25 protein-coding genes, 2 pseudogenes and 2 riboswitches are annotated in these 24,008 nt (G+C 42.3%); of the genes and pseudogenes, 24 read left to right on the top strand and 3 right to left on the bottom strand.

Annotated elements, in window-relative coordinates; all coding sequences use genetic code 11:
• Positions 1-33: 33 nt before the first annotated feature.
• From DER53_RS02465 to sufB, 18 genes and pseudogenes are all read left to right on the top strand, one after another.
• Positions 34-2,418: a 3-hydroxyacyl-CoA dehydrogenase/enoyl-CoA hydratase family protein gene (locus tag DER53_RS02465; protein WP_062755791.1), complete on the top strand. Its 2,385-nt coding sequence runs from the start codon at positions 34-36 to the stop codon at positions 2,416-2,418.
• Between the two features lie 28 nt (positions 2,419-2,446).
• Positions 2,447-3,619, top strand: a complete 1,173-nt coding sequence (locus tag DER53_RS02460) for an acetyl-CoA C-acetyltransferase (protein WP_015865003.1) — start codon at positions 2,447-2,449, stop codon at positions 3,617-3,619.
• Between the two features lie 54 nt (positions 3,620-3,673).
• Positions 3,674-5,458 carry an acyl-CoA dehydrogenase family protein gene (locus DER53_RS02455; RefSeq protein WP_062755793.1) on the top strand — a complete coding sequence of 595 codons (1,785 nt, stop codon included), beginning with the start codon at positions 3,674-3,676 and terminating at the stop codon, positions 5,456-5,458.
• A 56-nt stretch (positions 5,459-5,514) separates the two neighbouring features.
• A complete protein-coding gene (locus tag DER53_RS02450; protein ID WP_062678345.1) occupies positions 5,515-5,877 on the top strand; it encodes an arsenate reductase family protein in 363 nt (120 codons plus the stop codon).
• A 73-nt stretch (positions 5,878-5,950) separates the two neighbouring features.
• Positions 5,951-6,334, top strand: a complete 384-nt coding sequence (gene gcvH, locus DER53_RS02445) for a glycine cleavage system protein GcvH (protein ID WP_015865000.1) — start codon at positions 5,951-5,953, stop codon at positions 6,332-6,334.
• Between the two features lie 158 nt (positions 6,335-6,492).
• A pseudogene (locus DER53_RS02440) lies at positions 6,493-6,693 on the top strand (hypothetical protein); the annotation flags it as partial.
• A 26-nt stretch (positions 6,694-6,719) separates the two neighbouring features.
• A complete protein-coding gene (locus DER53_RS02435; protein WP_062678344.1) occupies positions 6,720-7,070 on the top strand; it encodes a toprim domain-containing protein in 351 nt (116 codons plus the stop codon).
• 8 nt (positions 7,071-7,078) lie between these two features.
• Positions 7,079-7,396, top strand: a complete 318-nt coding sequence (locus DER53_RS02430; RefSeq protein WP_062755795.1) for a thioredoxin family protein — start codon at positions 7,079-7,081, stop codon at positions 7,394-7,396.
• Positions 7,397-7,612: 216 nt separating this feature from the next.
• Positions 7,613-7,960 (top strand): SCP2 sterol-binding domain-containing protein, encoded by a 348-nt coding sequence (locus DER53_RS02425; protein WP_062755796.1) that lies wholly within the window; start codon positions 7,613-7,615, stop codon positions 7,958-7,960.
• A 92-nt stretch (positions 7,961-8,052) separates the two neighbouring features.
• A riboswitch (SAM riboswitch) is annotated at positions 8,053-8,156 on the top strand.
• A gap of 70 nt (positions 8,157-8,226) precedes the next feature.
• On the top strand, positions 8,227-9,537 hold the full coding sequence (locus tag DER53_RS02420) for an O-acetylhomoserine aminocarboxypropyltransferase/cysteine synthase family protein (RefSeq protein WP_062755798.1): 1,311 nt from the start codon (positions 8,227-8,229) through the stop codon (positions 9,535-9,537).
• Positions 9,538-9,667: 130 nt separating this feature from the next.
• A riboswitch (SAM riboswitch) is annotated at positions 9,668-9,776 on the top strand.
• 95 nt (positions 9,777-9,871) lie between these two features.
• Positions 9,872-10,900, top strand: coding sequence for a methionine ABC transporter ATP-binding protein (locus DER53_RS02415; protein ID WP_062755800.1), 1,029 nt, complete (start codon positions 9,872-9,874; stop codon positions 10,898-10,900).
• Positions 10,890-11,558 (top strand): methionine ABC transporter permease, encoded by a 669-nt coding sequence (locus DER53_RS02410; protein WP_015864995.1) that lies wholly within the window; start codon positions 10,890-10,892, stop codon positions 11,556-11,558. The genes DER53_RS02415 and DER53_RS02410 overlap by 11 nt, the downstream gene beginning before the upstream one ends.
• 16 nt (positions 11,559-11,574) lie before the next feature.
• The gene (locus DER53_RS02405; RefSeq protein ID WP_015864994.1) at positions 11,575-12,414 is read left to right on the top strand and encodes a MetQ/NlpA family ABC transporter substrate-binding protein; all 840 of its coding nucleotides are present in this window, start codon (positions 11,575-11,577) and stop codon (positions 12,412-12,414) included.
• 204 nt (positions 12,415-12,618) lie between these two features.
• Positions 12,619-13,398, top strand: a complete 780-nt coding sequence (gene sufC, locus DER53_RS02400; protein ID WP_062755801.1) for a Fe-S cluster assembly ATPase SufC — start codon at positions 12,619-12,621, stop codon at positions 13,396-13,398.
• Positions 13,399-13,420: 22 nt separating this feature from the next.
• Entirely contained in the window at positions 13,421-14,734 is a 1,314-nt protein-coding gene (gene sufD / locus DER53_RS02395; RefSeq protein ID WP_062755803.1) for a Fe-S cluster assembly protein SufD, read from the top strand.
• A complete protein-coding gene (locus tag DER53_RS02390) occupies positions 14,731-15,951 on the top strand; it encodes a cysteine desulfurase (RefSeq protein ID WP_062755805.1) in 1,221 nt (406 codons plus the stop codon). Before sufD ends, DER53_RS02390 begins: the two co-directional genes overlap by 4 nt.
• Positions 15,941-16,378 carry a Fe-S cluster assembly sulfur transfer protein SufU gene (sufU, locus tag DER53_RS02385; protein ID WP_015864990.1) on the top strand — a complete coding sequence of 146 codons (438 nt, stop codon included), beginning with the start codon at positions 15,941-15,943 and terminating at the stop codon, positions 16,376-16,378. Before DER53_RS02390 ends, sufU begins: the two co-directional genes overlap by 11 nt.
• A 31-nt stretch (positions 16,379-16,409) precedes the next feature.
• On the top strand, positions 16,410-17,807 hold the full coding sequence (sufB, locus tag DER53_RS02380) for a Fe-S cluster assembly protein SufB (RefSeq protein WP_015864989.1): 1,398 nt from the start codon (positions 16,410-16,412) through the stop codon (positions 17,805-17,807).
• Positions 17,808-17,868: 61 nt separating this feature from the next.
• On the opposite strand, the gene DER53_RS02375 is transcribed toward sufB, so the two are convergent.
• Genes DER53_RS02375 through DER53_RS02365 form a run of 3 tightly spaced genes read right to left on the bottom strand, consistent with a single transcriptional unit; the run spans position 17,869 to position 19,425 of the window.
• Positions 17,869-19,026, bottom strand: coding sequence for a tyrosine-type recombinase/integrase (locus DER53_RS02375; protein WP_062755807.1), 1,158 nt, complete (start codon positions 19,024-19,026; stop codon positions 17,869-17,871).
• Between the two features lie 2 nt (positions 19,027-19,028).
• Positions 19,029-19,199, bottom strand: coding sequence for a hypothetical protein (locus DER53_RS02370; RefSeq protein WP_167317815.1), 171 nt, complete (start codon positions 19,197-19,199; stop codon positions 19,029-19,031).
• A 19-nt stretch (positions 19,200-19,218) separates the two neighbouring features.
• Positions 19,219-19,425, bottom strand: coding sequence for an ImmA/IrrE family metallo-endopeptidase (locus DER53_RS02365; RefSeq protein WP_221215242.1), 207 nt, complete (start codon positions 19,423-19,425; stop codon positions 19,219-19,221).
• Positions 19,426-19,548: 123 nt separating this feature from the next.
• Here DER53_RS02365 and DER53_RS02360 point away from each other — a divergent pair, with 123 nt between their 5' ends.
• From DER53_RS02360 to DER53_RS02345, 6 genes and pseudogenes are all read left to right on the top strand, one after another.
• The gene (locus DER53_RS02360; protein WP_425281331.1) at positions 19,549-20,415 is read left to right on the top strand and encodes an IS110 family transposase; all 867 of its coding nucleotides are present in this window, start codon (positions 19,549-19,551) and stop codon (positions 20,413-20,415) included.
• A 32-nt stretch (positions 20,416-20,447) separates the two neighbouring features.
• Positions 20,448-20,599 (top strand): annotated as a pseudogene (locus DER53_RS17700) (transposase); the annotation flags it as partial.
• A 24-nt stretch (positions 20,600-20,623) separates the two neighbouring features.
• Complete coding sequence (locus tag DER53_RS17695; RefSeq protein ID WP_425281334.1) at positions 20,624-20,851, top strand: hypothetical protein; 228 nt, start codon at positions 20,624-20,626, stop codon at positions 20,849-20,851.
• 391 nt (positions 20,852-21,242) lie between these two features.
• On the top strand, positions 21,243-21,683 hold the full coding sequence (locus DER53_RS02355) for a hypothetical protein (protein WP_003354865.1): 441 nt from the start codon (positions 21,243-21,245) through the stop codon (positions 21,681-21,683).
• Between the two features lie 623 nt (positions 21,684-22,306).
• A complete protein-coding gene (locus tag DER53_RS02350; RefSeq protein ID WP_062678359.1) occupies positions 22,307-22,564 on the top strand; it encodes a DUF771 domain-containing protein in 258 nt (85 codons plus the stop codon).
• 585 nt (positions 22,565-23,149) lie between these two features.
• Positions 23,150-23,998, top strand: a complete 849-nt coding sequence (locus DER53_RS02345) for a DUF72 domain-containing protein (RefSeq protein WP_062755811.1) — start codon at positions 23,150-23,152, stop codon at positions 23,996-23,998.
• Positions 23,999-24,008 lie beyond the last annotated feature (10 nt).

Raw genomic sequence — 24,008 nt, 5'->3', positions numbered from 1 at the left:
GACTATTCATTCAATGTGTGAGGGGGAAAAGGAATGGTGAAACGCATTCAAAGGGCTGCTGTGCTCGGATCTGGTGTGATGGGTTCGGGAATTGCTGCGCATTTAGCGAACGTGGGGATACCGACGTTGCTTCTTGATATCGTCCCGCGTGAGCTGACGAAGGAAGAGGAAGCAAAAGGGCTAACACTTGAACATAAAGAAGTGCGCAACCGCCTTGTCAATCAAGCGTTGCAAAAGTTATTGAAACAAAAGCCAGCGCCGCTTATGTCAAAGTCCAATCTTGCCCTTATTGAAGTAGGAAACTTTGAAGATGATTTTCATCGTCTTGCTGAAGTGGACTGGATTATTGAAGTGGTCGTGGAAAATTTAGAAATTAAGAAAAGTGTATTTGCAAGGGTAGATGAGGTAAGAAAACCGGGAACGATCGTCAGCTCAAACACTTCGGGCATTTCCATCGAAGCAATGGCAGAAGGCCGTTCTGAGGACTTTAAAAGACATTTTTTAGGAACGCATTTCTTCAATCCACCGCGCTACTTAAAGCTGCTTGAAATCATCCCGACAAAAGATACAGCCCAAGAAGTGGTTTCATATATGAAAACATTTGGAGAAGAGGTTCTTGGCAAAGGCGTTGTGATGGCAAAAGATACGCCAAACTTCATTGCGAACCGAATCGGCACGTACGGACTTTTAGTCACTGTAAGAGAAATGATGAAAGGCGGATACAGCGTCGGAGAAGTAGATTCGATTACCGGGCCGCTGATTGGCCGTCCGAAAAGCGCGACATTCCGTACGCTTGATGTAGTTGGATTAGACACATTTATTCACGTTGCCAACAATGTATTTGAAAAAGTAGAAGGAGAAGAAAAAGAGGCATTCCGCGTTCCGGACTTTATGAAAGCAATGCTCGAAAAAGGCTGGCTCGGCAGCAAATCGGGGCAAGGCTTCTTCTTGAAGCAAGGAAAAGATATTTTAGAGCTTAATTATGAAACGTTGGAATATGAGCCGCGTAAAAAGTTAACAACCCCGGCAGTAGAAATGAGCAAACAAGCAAAAGGGCTTGCCAATAAGTTGAAAGCGCTTGTATATGCGGATGACCGTGCAGGAACATTCCTTTGGAACATTACTGCCCCAGTTCTTCTCTATTCTGCGAAATTGCTCGGTGAAATTGCTGATGACATTGTCGCTATCGACCGTGCGATGAAATGGGGATTTGGCTGGGAGCTCGGTCCGTTTGAAATGTGGGACGCAATCGGTGTTGAGCAATCTGTTCGTAAAATGCAAGCAGAAGGATTTGAAATTCCTTCGTGGGTAACGGATATGCTTGCGGATGGATTCACCTCTTTCTATAAATCGGAAAAAGGGCAAGCATTCTATTACGACCACGGAGAATACAAACCGATTAAAGAAAACCCGAAAGTCATTCATATTAAGCGCTTGAAAGAGCAAAAAGACGTTATTAAGAAAAATAGCGGCGCAAGTTTAATTGACCTTGGCGATGATGTAGCGTTGTTAGAGTTTCACTCGCCAAATAACGCGATCGGCACGGATATTGTTCAAATGATTAACTATGCCCTTGAAGAAGTAGAACGAAACTATAAGGGGCTTGTCATCGGAAACCAAGGGAAAAACTTCTGTGTCGGCGCAAATCTTGCGATGATTTTAATGGAAGCACAAGATGACAACTATTTTGAAATTGAGATTGCTGTTCGCCAATTCCAGCAAGCGATGATGAATATTAAGTATAGCCCGAAACCAGTGGTCGTTGCACCGTTTGCGATGACACTCGGTGGCGGAACGGAAATTTGTTTGCCATCATCACGCATTCAAGCCGCGGCAGAAACGTATATGGGGCTTGTGGAAGTTGGTGTCGGCCTCATTCCTGGCGGCGGCGGAAATAAAGAACTTTATATTAAATATTTAAACAGTCTGCCAAACGGAGTTAATGTCGATTTGCAACAAGTGGCGAATAAAGTGTTTGAAACGATCGCAATGGCAAAAGTATCAAGTTCAGCAGCGGAAGCGTGCGAATGGAACTTCTTAAGTAAACAAGATGGTATTACGATGAATAGTGATCATTTGCTTCATGACGCGAAACAAGCGGTGATTTCTCTTTACGATCAAGGTTATCGCCCGCCGGTTCGCAAAAAAGTACCTGTGGTTGGTGAAACAGGTTATGCGGCAATGTTGCTTGGAGCGCAGTCGATGTATCATTCTGGATACATTAGTGAACATGATTTAAAAATCGCGAAAAAACTTGCGTATGTCATCGCCGGCGGAAAAGTTCCATACGGTACGGAAGTGGATGAACAGTATTTGCTTGATTTAGAACGCGAAGCATTTTTAAGCCTAGTTGGCGAACCGAAATCGCAAGCAAGAATGCAACATATGCTTGTTAAAGGAAAGCCGTTGCGCAACTAGCATATATGAAAAAACAGGGGGGAAGATTGTGAGAGAAGCGGTGATTGTAGCTGGGGCGCGCACGCCGGTCGGAAAGGCGAAAAAAGGGACGCTCGCCCATGTACGTCCAGATGATTTAGGCGCGCTCGTTGTAAAGGAAACGTTGAAACGCGCGGGGAATTATGAAGGAAATATCGATGACCTTATTATTGGGTGTGCGATGCCGGAAGCGGAGCAAGGATTAAACATTGCGAGAAACATCGGGGCGCTTGCAGGGCTTCCATACACGGTTCCTGCCATTACGATTAATCGTTATTGCTCGTCCGGTTTGCAAGCGATTGCTTACGCTGCAGAGCGGATCATGCTTGGCCATTCGGATACGGTTATTGCTGGCGGTGTGGAATCGATGAGCCTTGTTCCAATGATGGGGCATGTGATACGTCCAAATGCGAAACTGGCAGAAGAAGCTCCAGAGTATTATATGTCAATGGGACATACAGCCGAACAAGTGGCGATGAAGTATGGGGTAAGCCGTGAAGACCAAGACGCGTTTGCTGTACGAAGCCATCAGCGTGCCGCAAAAGCGATTCGGGAAGGCAAATTTAAGGATGAAATTGTCCCGGTAGAAGTAACCGTTCGAAAAGTAGAAAATAATAAACTAGTCGAGAAAACAATACTTTTCGAAGAGGACGAAGGGGTACGCCCAGATACGAATATGGAAACTTTAGCAAAACTCCGTCCGGCATTTTCGGTCAACGGAACGGTAACAGCCGGGAACGCTTCACAAATGAGCGATGGGGCCGCTGCGGTAATGGTGATGGACCGTGAAAAAGCAGAATCGCTAGGGTTAAAACCGCTTGGAAAATTCCGTTCGTTCGCTGTTGCCGGCGTACCGCCGGAAGTAATGGGAATCGGTCCGGTTGCTGCGGTTCCGAAAGCGTTAAAACTTGCGGGGTTAGAGCTTTCCGATATCGGATTAATCGAACTAAATGAAGCGTTTGCGTCTCAATCGATCCAAGTGATTCGCGAGCTTGGACTAGATGAGGAAAAAGTGAATGTAAACGGAGGAGCGATTGCGCTTGGCCATCCGCTTGGTTGTACAGGCGCAAAACTGACGTTATCGTTGCTTTATGAAATGCGCCGCCGCAATGTACAGTTCGGAATTGTCACGATGTGTATTGGAGGCGGTATGGGCGCAGCAGGAGTATTTGAATTAATTTAATGGGCGGTATCATTTCCGCCCGATTATATACAAAATCAAGGGGAGGAGTTACGAATGGCGAAAGTATTAGAAAATGCGATTAAAGGCGGAAGCTTTCTTATTGAAGACATTCCTTGTGAACGTGTGTTTACACCGGAGGATTTTACAGACGAACATAAAATGATTTCAAAAACAACGGAAGATTTCGTTGTAAACGAAGTGCTTCCACAATTAGAATATTTAGAAAATCACGAATTTGACCGTTCTGTGCAATTGCTAAAAAAAGCAGGGGAACTCGGGCTGCTTAGCGCGGATATTCCGGAAGAATACGGCGGCTTAGGGCTTGATAAAATCAGTTCTGCACTGATCGGAGAGAAAATGGCGCTTGCCGGCGGTTTCTCGATTTCTCATGGTGCGCACGTCGGAATTGGATCACTTCCAATTGCCTTGTTCGGAACAGAAGAACAAAAAAGAAAATACTTGCCGGCATTAGCGACTGGTGAAAAAATTGCTGCATATGCGTTAACAGAGCCTGGTTCTGGTTCAGACGCATTAGGTGCAAAAACAACAGCAAGATTAAATGCGGAAGGTACACATTATATTTTAAACGGTGAAAAACAATGGATTACGAACGCTGGATTTGCGGATGTATTTGTCGTATACGCAAAAGTAGACGGCGAACATTTCTCCGCATTCATTGTCGAGCGTGACTTCCCTGGTGTTTCTACTGGACCGGAAGAAAAGAAAATGGGAATTAAAAGTTCTTCGACACGTACATTAATTTTACAAGACGTGCCTGTTCCGAAAGAAAACTTGCTTGGGGAAGTTGGAAAAGGCCATGTTATAGCGTTCAACATCTTAAACATCGGCCGTTATAAGCTAGGAGTCGGTGCGGTTGGCGGTGCAAAACGGGCGCTGGAAATTACGCTTCAATATGCGAACCAACGTCAACAATTTAAACAACCGATTTCTAAGTTTACATTAACACAAGAAAAATTTGCGACAATGGCATCCCGGTTGTACGCAACAGAAAGTTCCGTCTATCGTACGGTCGGTTTATTTGACGAACGGATGAGCCTTCTTGATGAGGAAAAAGCAAAAGACGGAAAAGAAATTGCGAAATCGATTGCTGAATATGCCATCGAATGTTCGCTAAACAAATTCTTCGCAACAGAAACATTAGATTATATTGTTGACGAAGGTGTACAAATTCACGGCGGTTATGGATTTATGCAAGAATACGAAATTGAGCGGGCTTACCGTGACTCTCGGATTAACCGTATTTTTGAAGGAACGAATGAAATTAACCGTCTATTAGTTCCTGGAATGTATTTGAAAAAAGCAATGAAAGGCGAACTGCCACTTCTTCAAAAAGCGCAACAGCTTCAAGAAGAATTAATGATGCTTATGCCGGAAGAAGTTGGTGACGGCGTACTTGAACAAGAAAAATATTTAGTACGCAACGCGAAAAAAATCGCATTAATGGCGGCGGGATTAGCAGCACAAAAATTCGGCCCGAAATTGGAAAATGAACAGGAAATTTTAGTAAACATTGCCGACATTGTTGCGAATATTTACGCGATGGAATCTGCTCTGCTTCGTACAGAAAAAGCAATTAAAAACACCGGAGTAGAGAAAAACAAACAAAAACTTCTTTATACGCAAATTTTCTGCCAGGAAGCGTTCAACGAAATCGAGGCGCACGCGAAAGAAACCATTATCGCAGTAGAGCAAGGCGATATGTTGCGCATGATGTTGGCCGCTTTGCGCAAATTGACGCGCTATACTCCAATCAATATCATCGCGAAAAAACGTGAAGCGGCAGCGGCGCTCATTGAAGCAGAACGTTATATTGTGTAATAATGGAAAGTACCAGGTTTTATCCTGGTACTTTTATTTGCAAAGGATGGTGCAATATGTCGTTAACCTTTTATTGGTATCCAAAGTGCGGTACATGCCGAAAAGCGAAAAAATGGCTCGATGAGCATGGCATCACGGTACAGGAAGTACATATTGTCGAAAACCCGCCGAAAAAAGAGGAATTGACAGAACTTTATCGCAAGAGCGGGCTTCCACTGAAAAAGTTTTTTAACACAAGTGGTATGAAATATCGCGAGTTAGGGCTAAAAGATAAAGTGAATACTGCTTCGGAAGAGGAGCTTCTTGAGCTTCTTGCTTCCGATGGCATGTTGATCAAGCGCCCGATTTTAACAGATGGAAATCATGTCATCGTTGGATTTAACGAAGAGCAATACGAAAAATTCTTTAAACAAATGTAACGAGTTCAGTGAGTTTTTTGGCAAAATCGGTTATTATTAAAAAGAATATAATCTATTATGAAGGGGTGCGATTATGAATACACCAAAGGAATTACGCTATTCTGAAGAACATGAGTGGGTGCGTGTCGAGGGAGATAAAGTACGCATCGGTATTACTGATTTTGCACAATCGGAGTTAGGTGACATCGTTTTCGTTGAACTGCCAGAAGTAGGTGCGGAAATTACAGCAAACGAGCCATTCGGCAGCGTCGAATCAGTGAAAACTGTTTCCGAACTTTATGCGCCAATTAGCGGTAAAGTAGTAGAAGTGAATGAAGAATTAAATGATAATCCAGAATATGTGAATGAATCACCGTATGAAAAAGCATGGATGATTGTTGTCGAGCCTTATGATATGAGCGAGATCGACAATTTATTAACAGCAGAGCAATATGAAGAAATGGTAAAAGAAGGATAATAATACACCCAATCACCACGGTTGATCATGCGAACGATGGGCACCCTATACATAAAGAGGTTTACAAAGGGTGCCCGTATGGCAGCGGAAACAAAGGATATAGAACATGATTTATATGAAGGTCATGTTTCTCTGTCGCAAGTTAGCAACAAAATAGACGAATTGATAAGCAAATAACCGTCACCGTTGGACCAGATCAACAGTATGTCGATTGCGACGGTGAGGCTGGTTGGGGTCGAAAGCAACGGTGCTATGCCGTTGCTTTTCTTCTTTATTTTGCAAAAACGACTATAGTCTCGTTTCCTTTCCTTATCCATGTGGAAACCATCGTATTGTTTTTCCATATAATAAATGAATGACATTTTCAACTAATCAGGTGATAATAATGATAGAAATCGAAAAAGTGATTATTGTGGAAGGGCGTTCCGACAAACAAAAAATTGAAAACATTATTAATGAACCGGTTGAAATTATTTGTACAAACGGGACGATTAGTGATGCCAGACTGGAAGAGCTGATTGAGGAGCTCTATTATAAAGAAGTGTATATATTAGTGGATGCCGATGAAGCGGGGGAAAAATTACGAAAACAGTTTCGCCGTGAATTTCCTGAAGCGGAACATATATATATTGACCGAATGTACCGTGAAGTGGCTGCAGCGCCGAATTGGCATATTGCCCAAGTATTATTACGCGCGAACTTTGATGTCCATTACGATTATTTATTAAAAAGGTGAAAGCAGCAATGAAAAAAGTAGAGTTACCAGAAATAGATGACATTATTAATAAAAAAGATATGGCTTGTCTTTATGTATATACACCGATGTGCGGCACTTGCCAGCTTGCGGAGCGGATGCTCCAGGTTGTCGAGGAACTATTTCCGCATATTCCATTTTACAAGACCGATATTAATTATATGCCAGAGCGTGCGGTTGCATGGAAAATTGAAAGCGTTCCATGCCTTCTTTTATTTGATCGCGGCAATATTGTAAAAAAATTATACGCGTTTCATTCTGTACCGTATTTATACGAAACAATAAAGGAAATGTTGCCTCAGAATTAGAAAAATGAACAGATGTTGTTCATTCTCTCCTCCCCTTAAAGGTGACAGCGCAAGAACTAAAATAAACGGTGATTTGACTTCGTTTGACATATTTCTTGGGAAATGATGAGAATATTGCCTATTTTCCAGACGATTTGTCGAGATTTTTATAAAGGATTCTCCTTTTTTTTATGGAAATGAATGAAGTGACAGGATAATGGGGGAGGCGGGTATAAAATGGATATGCGTGAATTAGTAGGACAGCTTACAGAACGAATTCAAAAATTAAATCATTTATCACCGATTTTACCAGAAGAAGAGTTATACGTTCAGTTTGAATGTGAAACAGAAACAGCGGTTGTTGCGATTTCTAAATATAAAATCGGTCAAAAGGAAAAGATAGATGAACGTCGGCTAGTGACCATTCGAGGATCGAAAGAGGCGCTGGAATCATTGATAAATGGAAGGTTAAAATTACAACAACAAATTCGGCTTCGAGAAGTGCATATTTCTGGAAGTTTCCGTCATATGTTGCTTCTGGAGTCTCTGTTTCATTTGTCAAAACCGTATCGCTATGTTTGCTAAATACTATATTTCTTTATTTTTAATTTTTATAAAAAAATGAATTGACAATTAGGAGGAATAATAGTATTATTCAGAAAAAATGGTATATATCATTCTTATCAAGAGAGGTGGAGGGACTGGCCCAATGAAGCCCGGCAACCGGTTGTTTCAACACGGTGCTAATTCCAGCAGAGCGAATTGCTCTGAGAGATAAGAAGAGTGCATCCCCCTCTCTTCTTAGAAGAAGAGGGGTTTTATTATAAAAGGTAAAGGGGGAGAGAGTTTCAATGAGTGAAAAACAATACCGTTTCGAAACAGTAGCCATTCATGGCGGATTAAAGCCTGATCCTGCCACTGGAGCGCGTGCGGTTCCTATTTATCAATCGAACGCCTATTTATTTGCCAATACGGATCATGCCGCGAACCTTTTTGGTCTAAAAGAAGAAGGATATATTTATACACGCATCCACAATCCGACGGTTACCGTATTGGAAGAAAGGGTGGCACAGCTGGAAGGTGGAGTGGGCAGTCTTGCTCTCGCTAGCGGAATGGCCGCCATTACACTGGCCATTTTGAATATCGCCGGAGCTGGGGATGAAATTGTATCGGCATCTACGTTATATGGCGGTACATATAATTTGTTCGTCAATACATTGCCGAAATACGGAATTAAAACCCACTTTGTCGATCCGTCTAATCCGGAAAATTTCCGAGCAGCGATTACACCAAAAACGAAAGCAATTTTCGCCGAAACGATTGGCAATCCTAGTTTGCACATATTAGATATTGAAGCGGTAGCGCAAATCGCTCGTGAAGCGGGAATTCCGCTCATTATCGACAACACATTTGCCACTCCTTATTTGTGCAGACCAATTGAACATGGGGCGAATATCGTGATCCATTCCGCCACAAAATGGCTTGTTGGGAATGGGACGACCTTAGGCGGCATCATTGTTGATGGTGGTAATTTTGACTGGAATTCGCCGAAGTTTCCAGGATTTATTACTCCTGATCCAAGCTATCACAACCTTGTGTATGCTGAGGCGTTTGGACCTGCTGCATACATTGTCAAAGCTCGCGTGCAGCTGCTTCGCGATTTAGGTCCAGCGATTAGCCCATTTAATGCCTTTCAAATTCAGCTTGGTCTTGAAACATTGCATGTACGTATGAAAGAACATATTGCGAATACAAGAAAAATCGTCGAGTATTTAGATCGTCATCCAGCAATAGAGTGGGTGCTTTATCCAGAACATGGCAGTCACCCAGCAAAAGAACTAGCGAAAAAATATTTGCCAAAAGGAGCGGGTTCCATCGTTGTATTTGGCGTAAAAGGCGGCAGAGAGGCAGGAGCGAAATTGATCAACAGTGTAAAATTATGGTCGCATGTTGCCAACGTTGGCGACGCGAAAAGTTTAATTATCCATCCTGCAAGCACCACACATCAACAGCTAAACGAAGAAGAACTAAAATCATCTGGAGTGACAGAAGATTTAGTTCGTCTATCTGTCGGCATCGAAAATATCGATGACTTAATCGAAGATTTAGAACAGGCAATTGCGGCTGCTACCGGAATTACATCTGATGTTTCCGTCTCATAATCACAAGAAATGATAATCATGCCATTTTCCATAATGACTATAACATTTCCATTGACACTATTCGACATATAGTGATAAAATCACATTCGTAATTATTGAGAGATTTTAATTGAATAAAGTGTTTTTTGTGCTCTTATCAAGAGAGGTGGAGGGATGTGCCCAATGAAGCCCGGCAACCGTCAGCGTACTCGCTGAAATGGTGCCAATTCACACAAAGCGTCTGCTTTGAGAGATAAGAGACAGAACGGTAATCATTGCCTTTCTGTTCTCTTGAGCAGAAAGGCTTTCTTTTTGCGGCGAGCCGTCTTTTACATGAGGGAAGGTGGAAATGTGCATGATTACATTAGAAAACGTGACAAAAATATATGAAGCGGCCAATGGATCTGTAACAGCAGTGGATAATGTCTCTTTGCAAATTAAAGAAGGCGAAATTTTCGGAATCATCGGATATAGCGGGGCGGGAAAAAGTTCGTTAATCCGTCTCCTTAACGGATTGGAAAAACCGACCAAAGGGAAAGTCATTGTCGCTGGACGAGATATTGCTAATATTAAAGGAAAGGAATTGCGAAAGGCCCGTCAGGAAATCGGAATGATTTTTCAGCATTTTAATTTATTATGGTCAAGAACGGTTCGCGAAAACATTGCGTTTCCATTAGAAATTGCCGGTGTACCGAAAGAACAGCGGAAAAAACGAGTAGACGAGTTGATTCAGCTTGTAGGTTTGCAAGGAAGAGAAAATGCCTATCCGTCACAGCTTAGCGGCGGGCAAAAGCAGCGCGTCGGCATCGCGCGCGCTTTGGCGAACAATCCAAAAGTGTTATTGTGCGATGAGGCGACATCCGCGCTAGACCCGCAGACAACCGATTCCATTTTGGAACTTTTGGTGGATATTAATAAGCGTTTAGGATTGACAATTGTATTAATTACCCATGAAATGCACGTGATTCGTAAAATTTGCAACCGCGTTGCAGTGATGGAAAACGGAAAAATTGTTGAACAAGGAGAAGTGCTGCAAGTGTTCCGGCAGCCAAAGCAGGAGGTTACGAAACGGTTTGTACAGCAGGTCATCGAACCGGAGGAAACGAAAGAAACGATTGCGCATTTACTCGATAAATATCCAAAAGGAACGGTTTTTCAATTGACGTTTGTTGGAGAGGTTACGGAACAGCCGCTGATTGCTAACGTTGTTCGCCAATTTCAAGTTGATGCGAATATTCTTCAAGGAAAAATTTCGCAAACCCACCAAGGCGCTTACGGTGTGCTGTTTGTTCATATGGATGGAGAGAAAGAGGAAGTGGCCCGCGCGATCGATTATATTCGAAAGCAGCAAGTGGCGGTGGAGGTGATTACGGATGCTCGCTAACCTCTTACCAAATGTAGAGTGGGATATGATTTGGGCAGCGACCGTTGAAACGCTTTATATGACAGGAATTTCTGTCGTTGCAACATTTATATTAGGAACGATTCTTGGACTGCTTTTATTTTTAACGTCAAAGGGAAACTTATGGGAAAACCGCCTGGCGAATATGATCATCGCCGCTATCGTTAACATTTTTCGTTCCATCCCATTTATCATATTAATTATTTTGTTAATCCCGTTTACAAAATTCGTTGTCGGAACGATTCTTGGCGCAAATGCGGCATTGCCAGCACTCATTATTGGAGCGGCGCCATTTTACGCGAGAATGGTGGAAATTGCGCTTCGCGAAATTGATAAAGGTGTCATCGAAGCGGCCAAAGCGATGGGAGCGACAACGGCGACGATTATTTGGAAAGTGCTTCTTCCAGAGTCATTGCCTGCTCTTGTATCTGGAATTACCGTCACTGCAATTGCTTTAGTTGGATATACAGCGATGGCAGGGGTCGTTGGGGCCGGCGGCCTTGGCAACTTAGCGTATCTTGAAGGATTTCAGCGCAGTCATAATGATGTGACGTTTGTCGCCACCGTTCTAGTTTTGGTGATTGTCTTTGTCATTCAGTTTATCGGTGACTTTGTCACTTCCAAAATAGATAAACGATAAAAGGGGGAAGATCAATATGAAAAAATGGATTAGTGCATTATTTGCCATCGTTCTTGTGTTGGCTTTGGCAGCATGTGGAGGCAATAACAACGCTGATGGTGGCAAAAAAGAGGGGAAATTAACAAAATTAGTGGTTGGAGCTTCCAATGTTCCACATGCGGAAATTTTAGAAAAAGCACAACCGATTTTAAAAGAAAAAGGCATTGACTTAAAAATTGTTAAATTCCAAGATTATGTTTTACCAAACAAAGCGTTAGCAGATAAAGAAATTGACGCCAACTATTTCCAACATATTCCATATTTAGAAGCACAGAAAAAAGAACATGGATATGACTTTGTCAACGCTGGCGGCATTCATATTGAGCCAATCGGTCTTTACTCGAAAAAATATAAAAGCCTCGAAGAATTGCCAGACGGTGCGACGATCATCATGAGCAACTCGGTTGCAGACCATGGTCGCATTTTATCGATGCTGCAAGAAAAAGGGTTAATTAAATTAAAAGAAGGTATCGATAAAACAAAAGCTACGGTCAAAGACATTGTGGAAAATCCAAAACATTTAAAATTTGAAGCAGATGTGGAAGCAGGATTGCTGCCGCAAATTTATAAAAACGGCGAAGGCGATGCTGTGCTCATCAACGCCAACTATGCGCTTGACGCGGGATTAGATCCTGCGAAAGATCCAATTGCTGTTGAGTCGCCGAAAGATAACCCATATGTCAATATTATCGCTGTACGCAAAGGCGATGAAAACCGCAAAGAAATTAAAACGCTTGTCGAAGTGTTACAGTCGAAAGAAATTCAAGACTTTATTAAAGAAAAATATAAAGGTGCTGTCATTCCAGCAGCGCAATAAAATAACGGAAGCGGTCCGCTTCCGTTATTTTTATAAAACAATCTTGATCAAAATATTTTTCACTATGAACATAGTGATATTCTCTTCAAAAGGTTGCTAATACTTTTCATTTGTTATAAGATTGTAATGAGAATAAAATGAGAATGGAAAGACAAGCAAGTCAATGATATACACAATTTTTAGTGAAAATTGGAGGTATTCTTCATGGCAGTGTTAACAATTAAAGATCTTCACGTATCCGTTGAAGGAAAAGAAATTTTAAAAGGTGTGAATTTAGAAGTAAAAGGCGGAGAAATTCACGCGATTATGGGTCCGAACGGAACGGGAAAATCAACGTTATCGTCGGCGATTATGGGACATCCAAAATATGAAGTAACAAAAGGAAGCATTACATTAGACGGGCAAAACGTGTTGGAGATGGAAGTGGATGAACGTGCACGCGCCGGTTTATTTTTGGCGATGCAATATCCAAGCGAAATTAGCGGCATAACGAATGCGGATTTTCTTCGTGCCGCCATTAACGCTCGTCTTGGCGAAGGAAATGAAATTTCTTTAATGAAATTTATCCGCAAACTTGACGAAAAAATGGAATTTCTCGAAATGAATCCAGATATGGCGCATCGCTATCTAAATGAAGGATTCTCCGGCGGAGAGAAAAAACGCAACGAAATTCTTCAATTAATGATGCTTGAACCGAAAATCGCGATTTTGGACGAGATCGACTCCGGTCTTGATATTGATGCATTAAAAATTGTTTCAAAAGGAATTAATGAAATGCGCAGCAGCGAATTCGGCTGTTTGATCATTACGCACTATCAGCGTTTACTAAACTACATCACACCGGATTATGTGCATGTCATGATGCAAGGGCGTATCGTAAAATCCGGTGGTCCGGAGTTGGCACAACGTCTTGAAGCAGAAGGATACGATTGGATTAAAAAAGAACTTGGCATTGAAGATGAAACGGTTGAGCAAGAAGCGTAAGCGTTAGGAGGAGTATTATATTATGACGACAGGAACAAAAATACCATTCGACCAACAATATGTGCGCTCATTTTCCAGCGGACGCGGCGAACCGGACTGGCTTTTACAGCTTCGCTTACAAGCTCTTGCTAAAGCAGAAGAGTTGCCGCTGCCAAAGCCGGATAAAACAAAAATTGACAAATGGAATTTCACACAATTTGCTAATCATGTAGTGGAAAGCGCGCCGTTTGCTTCATTAGATGAATTGCCTGAAGCAGTAAAGGCGCTTATTGAAGCAGGAGAGGGAACGAAAAACTTATATGTCCAACGCGATCATACACCAGCATATTTATCTCTATCGGATGAGTTGAAAGCAAAAGGCGTCATTTTCACTGATATTTTCACAGCAGCACGTGAGCATGGGGATTTGTTGCAAAAATATTTGATGAAAGATGGCGTGAAAATTGACGAGCATCGTTTAACGGCGTTGCATGCTGCGCTACTTAACGGCGGTGTGTTCGTATATGTGCCGAAAAATGTTGTAGTGGATGTTCCTCTTCAAGCTGTTTATATTCAAGAAAATGATGATATCGCATTATTTAATCATGTCATCGTTGTAGCGGAAGATAATAGCCGGGTTGTTTATGTGGAAAACTATATTTCCGTAAAAGAAACTAGCAAAGCAGTTGTCAATATTGTCGCCGAAGTGTTTGCCAACACGAATGCTCGTGTGTTTTTTGCAGCGGTCGATAACTTGGCAAAAGGTATTACAACCTATGTAAACCGCCGTGGTATCGCTGCCCGTGATGGCCGCATTGAGTGGGCGCTCGGTTTAATGAACGATGGAGATACAGTTTCTGAAAACATTACCCGCTTAATAGGTGACGGTTCTTTCGGCGATACGAAAACGGTTGTTGTCGGTCGAGGAGAGCAAGTACAAAACTTTACGACAAGCGTTGTTCATTATGGTAAACATACGGAAGGTTACATTTTAAAACACGGTGTTGTGAGAGACAGCGCGACTTCGATTTTTAACGGAATTGGAAAAATTGAACATGGTGCTTCCAAATCGAACGCGCAGCAAGAATCGCGTGTTCTAATGCTAAGCGAAAAAGCGCGTGGAGATGCGAACCCTATTTTATTAATTGACGAAGACGATGTAATGGCAGGACATGCTGCATCGGTCGGCCGCGTTGATCCTACGCAGCTATATTATTTAATGAGCCGCGGTATTCCGAAACATGAGGCAGAACGTCTTATCATTCATGGATTTTTAGCTCCTGTTGTAGAGGCTATTCCGATTGAAAGTGTGAAAAAACAACTTATTGAAGTAATCGAAAGGAAAGTGCAGTCATGAATACGAAAGAGGTTCGGCAGCTGTTTCCGATTTTGGACCAAGAAGTAAACGGGAAGCCGCTTATATATCTTGACAACGCTGCGACATCACAGAAACCTCTTCCCGTCATTGAAGCGATTGATCACTATTATCGCCAGTACAATTCAAATGTCCATCGCGGCGTGCATACGCTTGGTACGAAAGCGACGGACGCATATGAAGGAGCACGTGAAAAGGTACGACGGTTTATTAATGCGAAGTCCACACAAGAAATCATTTTTACAAGAGGAACGACAACGGCGTTAAATATGGTTGCAGCGAGCTATGGCCGCGCTAATTTACAAGAAGGCGATGAAATTGTCATCACGTACATGGAGCACCATAGCAATATTATTCCATGGCAGCAAGTCGCTAAACATACGGGAGCCACATTAAAGTATATTCCGCTTCAGCCAGATGGAACGATCGACCTAAAAGATGTAGAAGCGACGGTCACATCCAATACAAAAATTGTCGCTATTGTACATGTTTCCAACGTTTTAGGAACGATTAACCCAGTAAAAGAAATTGCAAAAATCGCCCACAAACATGGCGCTGTCATCGTAGTGGACGCCGCGCAGAGCGCTCCTCATATGAAAATCGATGTTCAAGATCTAGATTGTGATTTTTTGGCGTTTTCTGGGCATAAAATGTGCGGTCCGACAGGAATTGGCGTATTATATGGTAAAAGGGAATTATTAGAGAAGATGGAACCGGTAGAGTTTGGCGGCGAAATGATTGATTTCGTCGGCCTGTACGAATCGACATGGAAAGAGCTTCCGTGGAAATTCGAGGGCGGTACTCCAATTATTGCGGGAGCCATCGGTTTAGGAGCGGCAATCGACTTCCTTGAAGAAATCGGATTAGATAATATCGCTGCACATGAGCAGGAACTTGCCCAGTACGCTTTAGAACAGTTGTCCGCGATAGAAGGGATCACGATTTATGGTCCAAAACATCGCGGAGGATTAGTGACGTTTAACATAGAAGGAGTTCATCCGCATGATGTGGCAACCGTCCTTGACGCGGAAGGGATCGCCGTCCGCGCCGGTCACCATTGCGCCCAACCGTTAATGAAATGGTTAAACGTAACAGCTACAGCGCGTGCAAGTTTTTACCTCTATAATACAAAGGAAGAAATCGATCAACTCGTAGTCGCATTACAGAAAACAAAGGAGTATTTTGGTCATGTCTTCTAATAATCCTTTAGATCAGCTTTATCGACAAGTGATTATGGATCATTATAAAAATCCAAGAAATCGTGGTGTTTTAGAGGGAAACAGTGTAGATATTGATATGAATAATCCGACTTGTGGTGACCGTATTCATCTAACGATGAAAGTCGAAGACGGGAAAATTGTGGATGTGAAGTTTGAGGGAGAAGGCTGCTCCATTTCGATGTCATCAGCCTCGATGATGACGCAGGCGATCAAAGGAAAAACGGTGGAAGAAGCGTTGAAGCTAGCCAATATATTTTCCGATATGATGCAGGGGAAAGAACATGATGACTCTGTTGATTTAGGTGATATTGTGGCACTTCAAGGCGTTTCGAAGTTTCCGGCCCGTATTAAATGTGCGACATTGGCATGGAAAGCAATGGAAAAAGGGTTGCACCAGCGTCATTAATGGCAAGAAGAAAAAAGGAGGGTGAAACCGCATGGCGAAAAAAGCGCCAGAAATCGGCGAATATAAGTATGGTTTCGTCGATAAAGACGTATCGGTATTCCGCGCAAAACGCGGGTTGACACGGGAAGTGGTCGAAGAAATTTCCCGCATGAAAAATGAGCCGCAATGGATGCTTGAATTCCGTTTAAAAGCGTTAGATATTTTCTACAGCAAACCAATGCCACAATGGGGTGGCGATTTATCGAGTTTAGATTTTGATGAAATTACGTACTACGTAAAACCGACGGAAAAATCGGGCCGTTCTTGGGATGAAGTACCGGCAGAAATTAAAGCGACATTTGATAAGCTCGGAATTCCTGAGGCGGAACAAAAATATTTAGCAGGAGTATCGGCACAGTACGAATCAGAAGTTGTTTACCATAATATGAAAGAAGATTTGGAGAAACTTGGTGTTATCTTTAAAGATACGGACTCTGCGTTGAAAGAAAACGAAGACCTTTTCCGTGAGTATTTTGCAAAAGTTGTGCCGCCTACGGACAATAAATTTGCTGCGTTAAACTCGGCGGTGTGGTCGGGCGGTTCGTTCATCTATGTGCCAAAAGGCGTGAAAGTAGAAACGCCGTTGCAGGCATATTTCCGCATTAACTCGGAAAACATGGGACAATTTGAACGTACGTTAATTATTGTTGATGAAGGGGCGCACGTTCATTACGTAGAAGGATGTACCGCGCCAATTTATACAACTGCTTCGCTTCATAGTGCCGTTGTTGAAATTATCGTCAAAAAAGATGCGTACTGCCGTTATACGACCATTCAAAACTGGTCGAACAACGTGTTTAACCTTGTAACGAAACGCGCGGTTTGTGAAGAAAACGCAACGATGGAATGGATCGACGGAAACATTGGTTCCAAATTAACGATGAAATATCCAGCAGTTGTTTTAAAAGGAGAAGGTGCACGCGGCTTGACATTATCGATTGCGCTTGCCGGAAAAGGACAGCATCAAGACGCTGGTGCAAAAATGATTCATCTTGCGCCAAACACATCATCGACCATCGTATCGAAGTCGATTTCTAAACAAGGCGGAAAAGTGACTTATCGCGGTATCGTTCACTTTGGCCGCAAAGCGTCAGGATCGCGTTCGAATATTGAATGCGATACGCTCATTATGGATAACCAATCTTCATCCGACACGATCCCGTATAATGAAATTTTAAATGACAACATTTCGCTCGAGCATGAAGCGAAAGTGTCAAAAGTATCCGAGGAGCAATTGTTCTATCTGATGAGCCGCGGCATCTCTGAACAAGAAGCGACAGAAATGATTGTCATGGGCTTTATCGAGCCATTTACAAGAGAGCTTCCAATGGAATATGCGGTGGAAATGAACCGGCTTATCAAATTCGAGATGGAAGGTAGTATTGGTTAATCCTATAAAATCAAAGGCGTGGCGCTTTTTCTTGAACGCCACACCCACAATTCACCCACAATTATATTTTTTCTGTGTACCGCTGATACAACTCCAGTGCCTCATCCTCGATTTTTTTGGTCACATGGAGGTAGGTGTCAGCGGTTGTTTTTATACTTGCATGTCCTAACCTTTCGGACACGTATTTAATATTTGCTCCGGCTTCGAGAAGATGAACAGCATGAGTATGCCGAAGAGCGTGGGGTGATAATATCGGAAGCCCAGCACGCTTACAAACCTCTTTAAAATATTCACGGACAACGTTTGTCCGTAACCAACGTCCGTCATGTTGATGAAACACAATGTTGGTTTCAGGTTTTTTATAGTTCTGGTATTTTAAATACATTTCATTCCGGTTGATACGATGCTTTTTCAACAGACGAACCGTCACATCGTCTAATTTGATTGTTCGTAAACTTGCTTTCGATTTTGGAGTCGAAAGATACGGCGTTGAGTTAGTCGGATACACTAGCGTTTTGTTCACCGTGAGTATCTTGTTTTCAAAGTCAATGTCATCCCACGTCAATGCCAATGCTTCTCCAATTCGCAAACCAGTCCGTGCCAAAAGAGTAAACAGCACATAGTACTGAATGGAATGCTGATATTTGGCATGCTTTTGTGTTTTTTTTACTTCGTTCAAAAATTTCTCCAGTTGTTTACGTGTAAAATACTTCAGTTCGTTATTTTTCTCTTTTTCCTTTGGAATGGTGATTTTAGCGATGGGATTCTCGCGTAAAATCCGGAATTCATGAACAGCGTCATTGAGCGCCGAATTCATGATACTGTGAATTCGTCTAACTGTTCCTTCGCTATATCGTTCCCTCAATTCATTAATACATTTCTGATATTCAACTCTGGTAATTTCTTTAAGCTTATAATTCCCCCAACGCGGAAGAATGTTTAGTCGGACGTTTCTTTCTTGGAGAGAATAAGTGATCGGCTTGACGTTTGGTTTTTTATACACTTCGAGCCACTTTTCAAAATACGCATCTACTCTTTCGTTCCCATCTTCAGAGAATCCGTAATACTCCAATTCCATTTCCGCCTGGGCGGCTGCCAATTGAGCTTTTTTTGTTTTAAATCCACGCTTAGATTTTTCTTTATACTTACCGGTCGACCGATCTTTATAGCGGATTCGATATTCCCATGTTCCGTTTGGGTGTTTACGGAAACTAGCCAATTTCACTCCTCCTTTTCTAAGTTTTGAATGATAACTTTTTGTCCATTCTCAAGCTCACCGATTAATTTGTTGTCCTCTACTGTAATTCGTGAAAATATAGGGATACTGACCATTGAACGGTCATTTCTTTTCTTTTTCTTCTTTTTCCGATAATCATCTAAATTAATGATCATAGCGAAACACCTCCTCAAATTAAACGAATATACGTTCTGTTTCATGGTTAAAATTTTTTAAATGAACAAGCTCTTGTGGCACACTGTACATTTTAGCTACGTCATATATGGTCAGATCGGTGCCTTGGTATTGAATGATAACGTCATCTGGAAGTAATAATTCAATAGCAAAAGTATTTGCTTCAATTTCGATTTTATCAACTGAAAAGAGAGTGTTTGCTCTCAAAAAAGGAGCATTCCTGTTAGAAGTTTTTTCGGGGACTTGAATAAAAAAAGCCCTCTTGGTATGATTCGGGGGGTGTCAATCACACGAATTGACCCCTAATTTGGATACCAAGGAGGACTATACATGAATTCTATCTCAAACAAGAAGATTAATCAAGTCACCGATCAAACGCTGGTTGTTGGGATGGATATCGCAAAGAAAAAACATTATGCCTGCTTTGTGGATGAGCGAGGGAGGGGGTTAAAAAAGCCGTTTCCCGTTCTGCAATCGAAAGAAGGATTGGAATGGTTGTACCAGTGCATCGTGGAAGCCATGAAGGAATTTGGAAAAACCGAGGTGATTGTTGGCATCGAGCCAACGGGACATTATTGGCTGAATCTCGCCTATTTTCTTGATGAGAAAGGCATCCCTCTCGTCATGACAAACCCGATGCACGTGAAGCGATCCAAAGAGCTAGACGATAACCTTCCAACCAAGCATGATGCGAAAGATGCGCTCGTCATTGCCCGGTTAGTGAAAGACGGCCGATTCAGCTATCCGCGCATTCTGAAAGGGATGGAGGCGGATCTGCGCGTGGGAGCGACATTTCGCTCCAAATTGGTGGAAGAACAGGGAGCGATTCGAAATCAAATGATTCGCTGGCTTGATCGATATTTTCCGGAGTTTACGCAAGTCTTTCCGTCATTTGGGAAAATGGCGCTCGCGGTGCTGGAATATACGCCATTTCCGAGTGATCTGGCAGGAAAAGAACTAGAAGAGGTTCTCGCCCTTTACCGGCAAAGTGAGGGATTACAATCGCCACAAAAACCGAAAGCGAAGAAGCTCATAGAACTGGCCCAACACTCCATTGGCGTAACGGAAGGACAACAGATGGCCCGTATCGAAATTGCCACGCTTGTCCGCCGGTACCGCCAACTGGAAGAAGAAATCGAGGCACTGACAGAGCAGCTGATCGAACTCGTACAGACATCTGTCGAGTACGATGGTTGAAGATCGTTCCGGGCTTAGGCGATGCGACCATCGTGGAACTGTTATCAGAGATCGGGAGTTTCTCCCATTATCAGGATCCGCGGCAGCTTATCCAATTAGCGGGCCTGACGCTGCGGGAACATTCCTCCGCCAACACAAAGGGCAAAAACGGATCTCGAAGCGTGGAAGAAGGCGGTTGCGCGCCCTTCTGTTCCGGGTGATGATGCCGATGATCCGCCACAACGAAGCGTTTCGGCAGCTGCACGACTATTACACGACACGTCCTGATAATCCGTTGCGGAAGAAGCAATCGATTGTGGCGTTATGCGGAAAATTATCGATTGTGGCGTTATGCGGAAAATTATTGAAGGTATTGCACGCTGTATGTACGAAGCACCAAGCGTTCGATGCGAAGCGAATGATGCAGGACATCTTTGGTCTCGAAACGGCTGCTTGATACCTATAGTCTCGATTCTCTAGACAACAAGGATGACACGGAGAAGCTGGCGCGATATCATCCATTCGACCTTGAGTCCCTAAAGGAGCTTAGCCGGCCTCTGCCTGGTGAAGAGACCGAACGAAGGAATGTTGGCACAAGGATGCCCAGAGACATGGGAGGGTTCGTCCTCATCAGTTGTGCAGAGATCCAAGGTGCATCGCATACACATCCCCCCACTGGAGTGAAAAATACAAAAATATCCAGTGGCCGCGAAGCGCACCCATGGACTGTTAGATATCAACAAAAACTCAAAAGTATGTGATGAGTTTTGTCGAAAAATATTTTTTTGGCACCCCTAAGATGCCAAGAAACCTTGATATATCAACATTTCTAGAGGGAGGTGATATTAATGTTCAAATTGGTAAGAATGTTGAAATTGCGAGACCTAGAGTTGTTTCGTTTAGATAATCAAGATAATGAAACTGTCTGTATGCTATTGATTTTAGATTACAGAAGACCTAGTGTTTTAGATGATTTTCCTATTTTAAAGGAAATAGAGGATGAGGATTCATTTGAAGGCGCGGAGAATTATATCCACACGGTAATAATTTCAGAAAAAAAATTAGAAGAAAATATTGTGGACCAAATTGCTGAGGTAATCGAAGGGTTAGTTGAACATAAGCCAAATTGTGATAATAATAATTCTTTTTATATTAGTAAATTTCCTGATAATTTTGAGGCTGGCACACATTTAATAGAGTATATTAAACCTATCTTAGATAAGATGAATTTTGACATTGATTTAACATATATCACTGATAAACATTTTAATTACCTGACTCAAGAATAATCTTTAATTTAATTGTGGTTCTTGAGTGGTACAATGGGTAATGTAGCGGTGAACATTGATCCAATCGTTAACCTAAAAATAGCATTGAATGGCGCAGGAATTAGGGGTGGGAGGATTTTCGACAGCGATGGTAAAAAAGATTGCTATCGTTCGTCTTGTTGGTTCAAAAATTACTTTCGAAAAGTAAATAAAAAATCCTTTCTTCCCCGATTGACTCATGTATTTCTTTTCGTTTATCTAAATGGTCTTCAAACTGTGTCGGGCTCAGGGTAAACGAAACAAAAAGGCGGAGTGAGGGTTTCGCCTTTTAATATGGGTATTTATATATATTTATTGAGAAAGGAACGCGACAAAAGGGAGAGGGGGGACGAAAATGACACTTCCGATCGATCTTGATTTGCTTCAAAAGAGAAAGGCAATCCCGGTTAAACTTGCCTAGTTATCCTATACAAATCCAGAAAAAGCAATCGGGCTTTTACGAAAGTGGGGAGAGAAACAAGTCCCTATTACTCCCTTGGTATGCGGAAATTACCCAAGCATTAAATTCTGATGCGCAACGCAAAATAAAATCCCACGACACATCCGTGCCGCTTATTGAGAGAGACGAGCAAACAGTCGAAAGGATGGGTAACGTGAACAAAGTCTGGTGGTCCATGCAGGATCTCAAGGAGCGTACTGGATACAGCGAGGACTGGTTGAAAGAAAATATCCTTCTTCATCCTCGCTACCGACAAATGCTTGATTTAGAAAACGGCGGGTTTGTGTACTACCCGGAGAAAAAAGGGGAACGTTGGTGCTTCATCGCATCGCGGATGGAAGAGTTCCTTGAAAAGCATTTTCGCGACATATTCATGAAGAAACTCAGGCGATTCGAACGATAATTAAACCTACTCGATTTGAGTAGGCTATTTTTGTGCATAAAAAAGAAGGCCAAGTAAGACTCCGGCCTTCTGATTAGATGCTTGTGGGTCACCCACAAAACACTCACAATTTTATAGTGGGTTACTTTTTTAATCAGGTTAAATAATTCGAAAAACCTTACAAAATCAATAATCGTAAAGTATTGTTTGCCCATGCTGTGAGCAAAAATAATCAAGTTCGAAATGGAAAGATCTATCGGTTAATGATTGTTGCAAAATCATCCATTTGCCTATGGTGAATGGATGGTTTTCACGTTTTTGGTTGTACATACCTCTATTGTTCTCAAATTTTTTGCCATTGTGATATAGTTAAAATAAATGTAAGTGTTAAAGCAAAAAATAATCGGTCTTGACAATAAGCTTATGATGAAAATATGTTATATTATCCTGTTATTTCATTCTTATGAAAGGAGGGGAAATCATTGCTTGTGACCAGAGTGGAACAGCATTACATCAAACGAATGCATCCATTGTGGCAAATGTGCGATGAGTTATGTTTGAATAAATTAAACATTATTCATAGCCTGATGAAGCTAGGTGATACGTATGATTTATATCGGATTAACAGGTTGGGGAGATCACGATAGCTTATATCCTCCTGGTCTTGCAGCGAAAGATAAGCTGCAAGAATACGCCGCACATTTTCCCACTGTAGAAGTGGATTCGTATTTTTATGCGATTCAGCCGCGCCAAAATGTCGAGAAATGGATTCATGAAACACCGAATTCGTTCCGCTTTGTCGTGAAAGCGTACCAAGGAATGACGGGACATGAGCGGGGCCCGATTCCGTATTCGAGCAAGGAAGAGATGTTTGCTGCTTTTTTAGACTCGATTGAGCCGTTTATCCAGTCAGGAAAGCTAGCGATGGTGTTGTTTCAATTTCCGCCATGGTTTGATTGCCGCCGTGAGCATGTAATGTATTTGCGTTGGTGCAAGGCGCAAATGAAAGAAGTTCCGGTAGCGCTTGAGTTTCGCCATCGTTCATGGTTTTCCCCCCGCTTTTATGCGAAAACATTACAGTTTATGACAGAAGAAGGATGGATTCATAGCATTTGCGATGAGCCGCAAGCTGGGGAAGGTTCCATTCCGACCGTGTTATATCCTACAAATGCAGAAAAAACGCTTATTCGTTTGCATGGGCGTAATGTATATGGGTGGAATAAAGCGACAAGCGGAGAAAATTGGCGGGCCGTAAGATATTTATATCGGTATCGGGAAGACGAATTGCGCGAATGGGTGGCGCATATTGAAACATTAAAAACGAAGACAAAGGATATTTACGTATTGTTTAACAACAATTCCGGCGGGGATGCTGCGGATAATGCGAAGCAATTGATCCGTTTGCTTGGCATTGAATATACGGATTTAGCGCCGCGCCAGCTTGATTTATTTTAGTTATTGGAGA

Origin of the sequence: Parageobacillus toebii NBRC 107807, assembly GCF_003688615.2 — a bacterium.
GTDB lineage: Bacteria > Bacillota > Bacilli > Bacillales > Anoxybacillaceae > Parageobacillus_B > Parageobacillus_B toebii.
Note: the sequence above shows the minus strand (reverse complement) of the source record. Positions and strands in the feature narration are given on the sequence as shown.

What these genes read in the sequence shown, in the direction of transcription:
- DER53_RS02465 (WP_062755791.1), top strand. Translation starts at nt 34, where the DNA reads ATGGTGAAACGCATTCAAAGGGCTGCTGTGCTCGGATCTGGTGTGATG.
- sufC (WP_062755801.1), top strand. Translation starts at nt 12,619, where the DNA reads ATGGCAGTGTTAACAATTAAAGATCTTCACGTATCCGTTGAAGGAAAA.
- DER53_RS02415 (WP_062755800.1), top strand. Translation starts at nt 9,872, where the DNA reads ATGATTACATTAGAAAACGTGACAAAAATATATGAAGCGGCCAATGGA.
- DER53_RS02345 (WP_062755811.1), top strand. Translation starts at nt 23,150, where the DNA reads ATGATTTATATCGGATTAACAGGTTGGGGAGATCACGATAGCTTATAT.
- DER53_RS02350 (WP_062678359.1), top strand. Translation starts at nt 22,307, where the DNA reads ATGGGTAACGTGAACAAAGTCTGGTGGTCCATGCAGGATCTCAAGGAG.
- DER53_RS02405 (WP_015864994.1), top strand. Translation starts at nt 11,575, where the DNA reads ATGAAAAAATGGATTAGTGCATTATTTGCCATCGTTCTTGTGTTGGCT.
- DER53_RS17695 (WP_425281334.1), top strand. Translation starts at nt 20,624, where the DNA reads ATGATCCGCCACAACGAAGCGTTTCGGCAGCTGCACGACTATTACACG.
- DER53_RS02355 (WP_003354865.1), top strand. Translation starts at nt 21,243, where the DNA reads ATGTTCAAATTGGTAAGAATGTTGAAATTGCGAGACCTAGAGTTGTTT.
- DER53_RS02435 (WP_062678344.1), top strand. Translation starts at nt 6,720, where the DNA reads ATGATAGAAATCGAAAAAGTGATTATTGTGGAAGGGCGTTCCGACAAA.
- gcvH (WP_015865000.1), top strand. Translation starts at nt 5,951, where the DNA reads ATGAATACACCAAAGGAATTACGCTATTCTGAAGAACATGAGTGGGTG.
- DER53_RS02430 (WP_062755795.1), top strand. Translation starts at nt 7,079, where the DNA reads ATGAAAAAAGTAGAGTTACCAGAAATAGATGACATTATTAATAAAAAA.
- sufD (WP_062755803.1), top strand. Translation starts at nt 13,421, where the DNA reads ATGACGACAGGAACAAAAATACCATTCGACCAACAATATGTGCGCTCA.
- DER53_RS02455 (WP_062755793.1), top strand. Translation starts at nt 3,674, where the DNA reads ATGGCGAAAGTATTAGAAAATGCGATTAAAGGCGGAAGCTTTCTTATT.
- DER53_RS02425 (WP_062755796.1), top strand. Translation starts at nt 7,613, where the DNA reads ATGGATATGCGTGAATTAGTAGGACAGCTTACAGAACGAATTCAAAAA.
- DER53_RS02420 (WP_062755798.1), top strand. Translation starts at nt 8,227, where the DNA reads ATGAGTGAAAAACAATACCGTTTCGAAACAGTAGCCATTCATGGCGGA.
- DER53_RS02410 (WP_015864995.1), top strand. Translation starts at nt 10,890, where the DNA reads ATGCTCGCTAACCTCTTACCAAATGTAGAGTGGGATATGATTTGGGCA.
- DER53_RS02450 (WP_062678345.1), top strand. Translation starts at nt 5,515, where the DNA reads ATGTCGTTAACCTTTTATTGGTATCCAAAGTGCGGTACATGCCGAAAA.
- DER53_RS02370 (WP_167317815.1), bottom strand. Translation starts at nt 19,199, where the DNA reads ATGATCATTAATTTAGATGATTATCGGAAAAAGAAGAAAAAGAAAAGA.
- DER53_RS02360 (WP_425281331.1), top strand. Translation starts at nt 19,549, where the DNA reads ATGAATTCTATCTCAAACAAGAAGATTAATCAAGTCACCGATCAAACG.
- DER53_RS02390 (WP_062755805.1), top strand. Translation starts at nt 14,731, where the DNA reads ATGAATACGAAAGAGGTTCGGCAGCTGTTTCCGATTTTGGACCAAGAA.
- sufU (WP_015864990.1), top strand. Translation starts at nt 15,941, where the DNA reads ATGTCTTCTAATAATCCTTTAGATCAGCTTTATCGACAAGTGATTATG.
- sufB (WP_015864989.1), top strand. Translation starts at nt 16,410, where the DNA reads ATGGCGAAAAAAGCGCCAGAAATCGGCGAATATAAGTATGGTTTCGTC.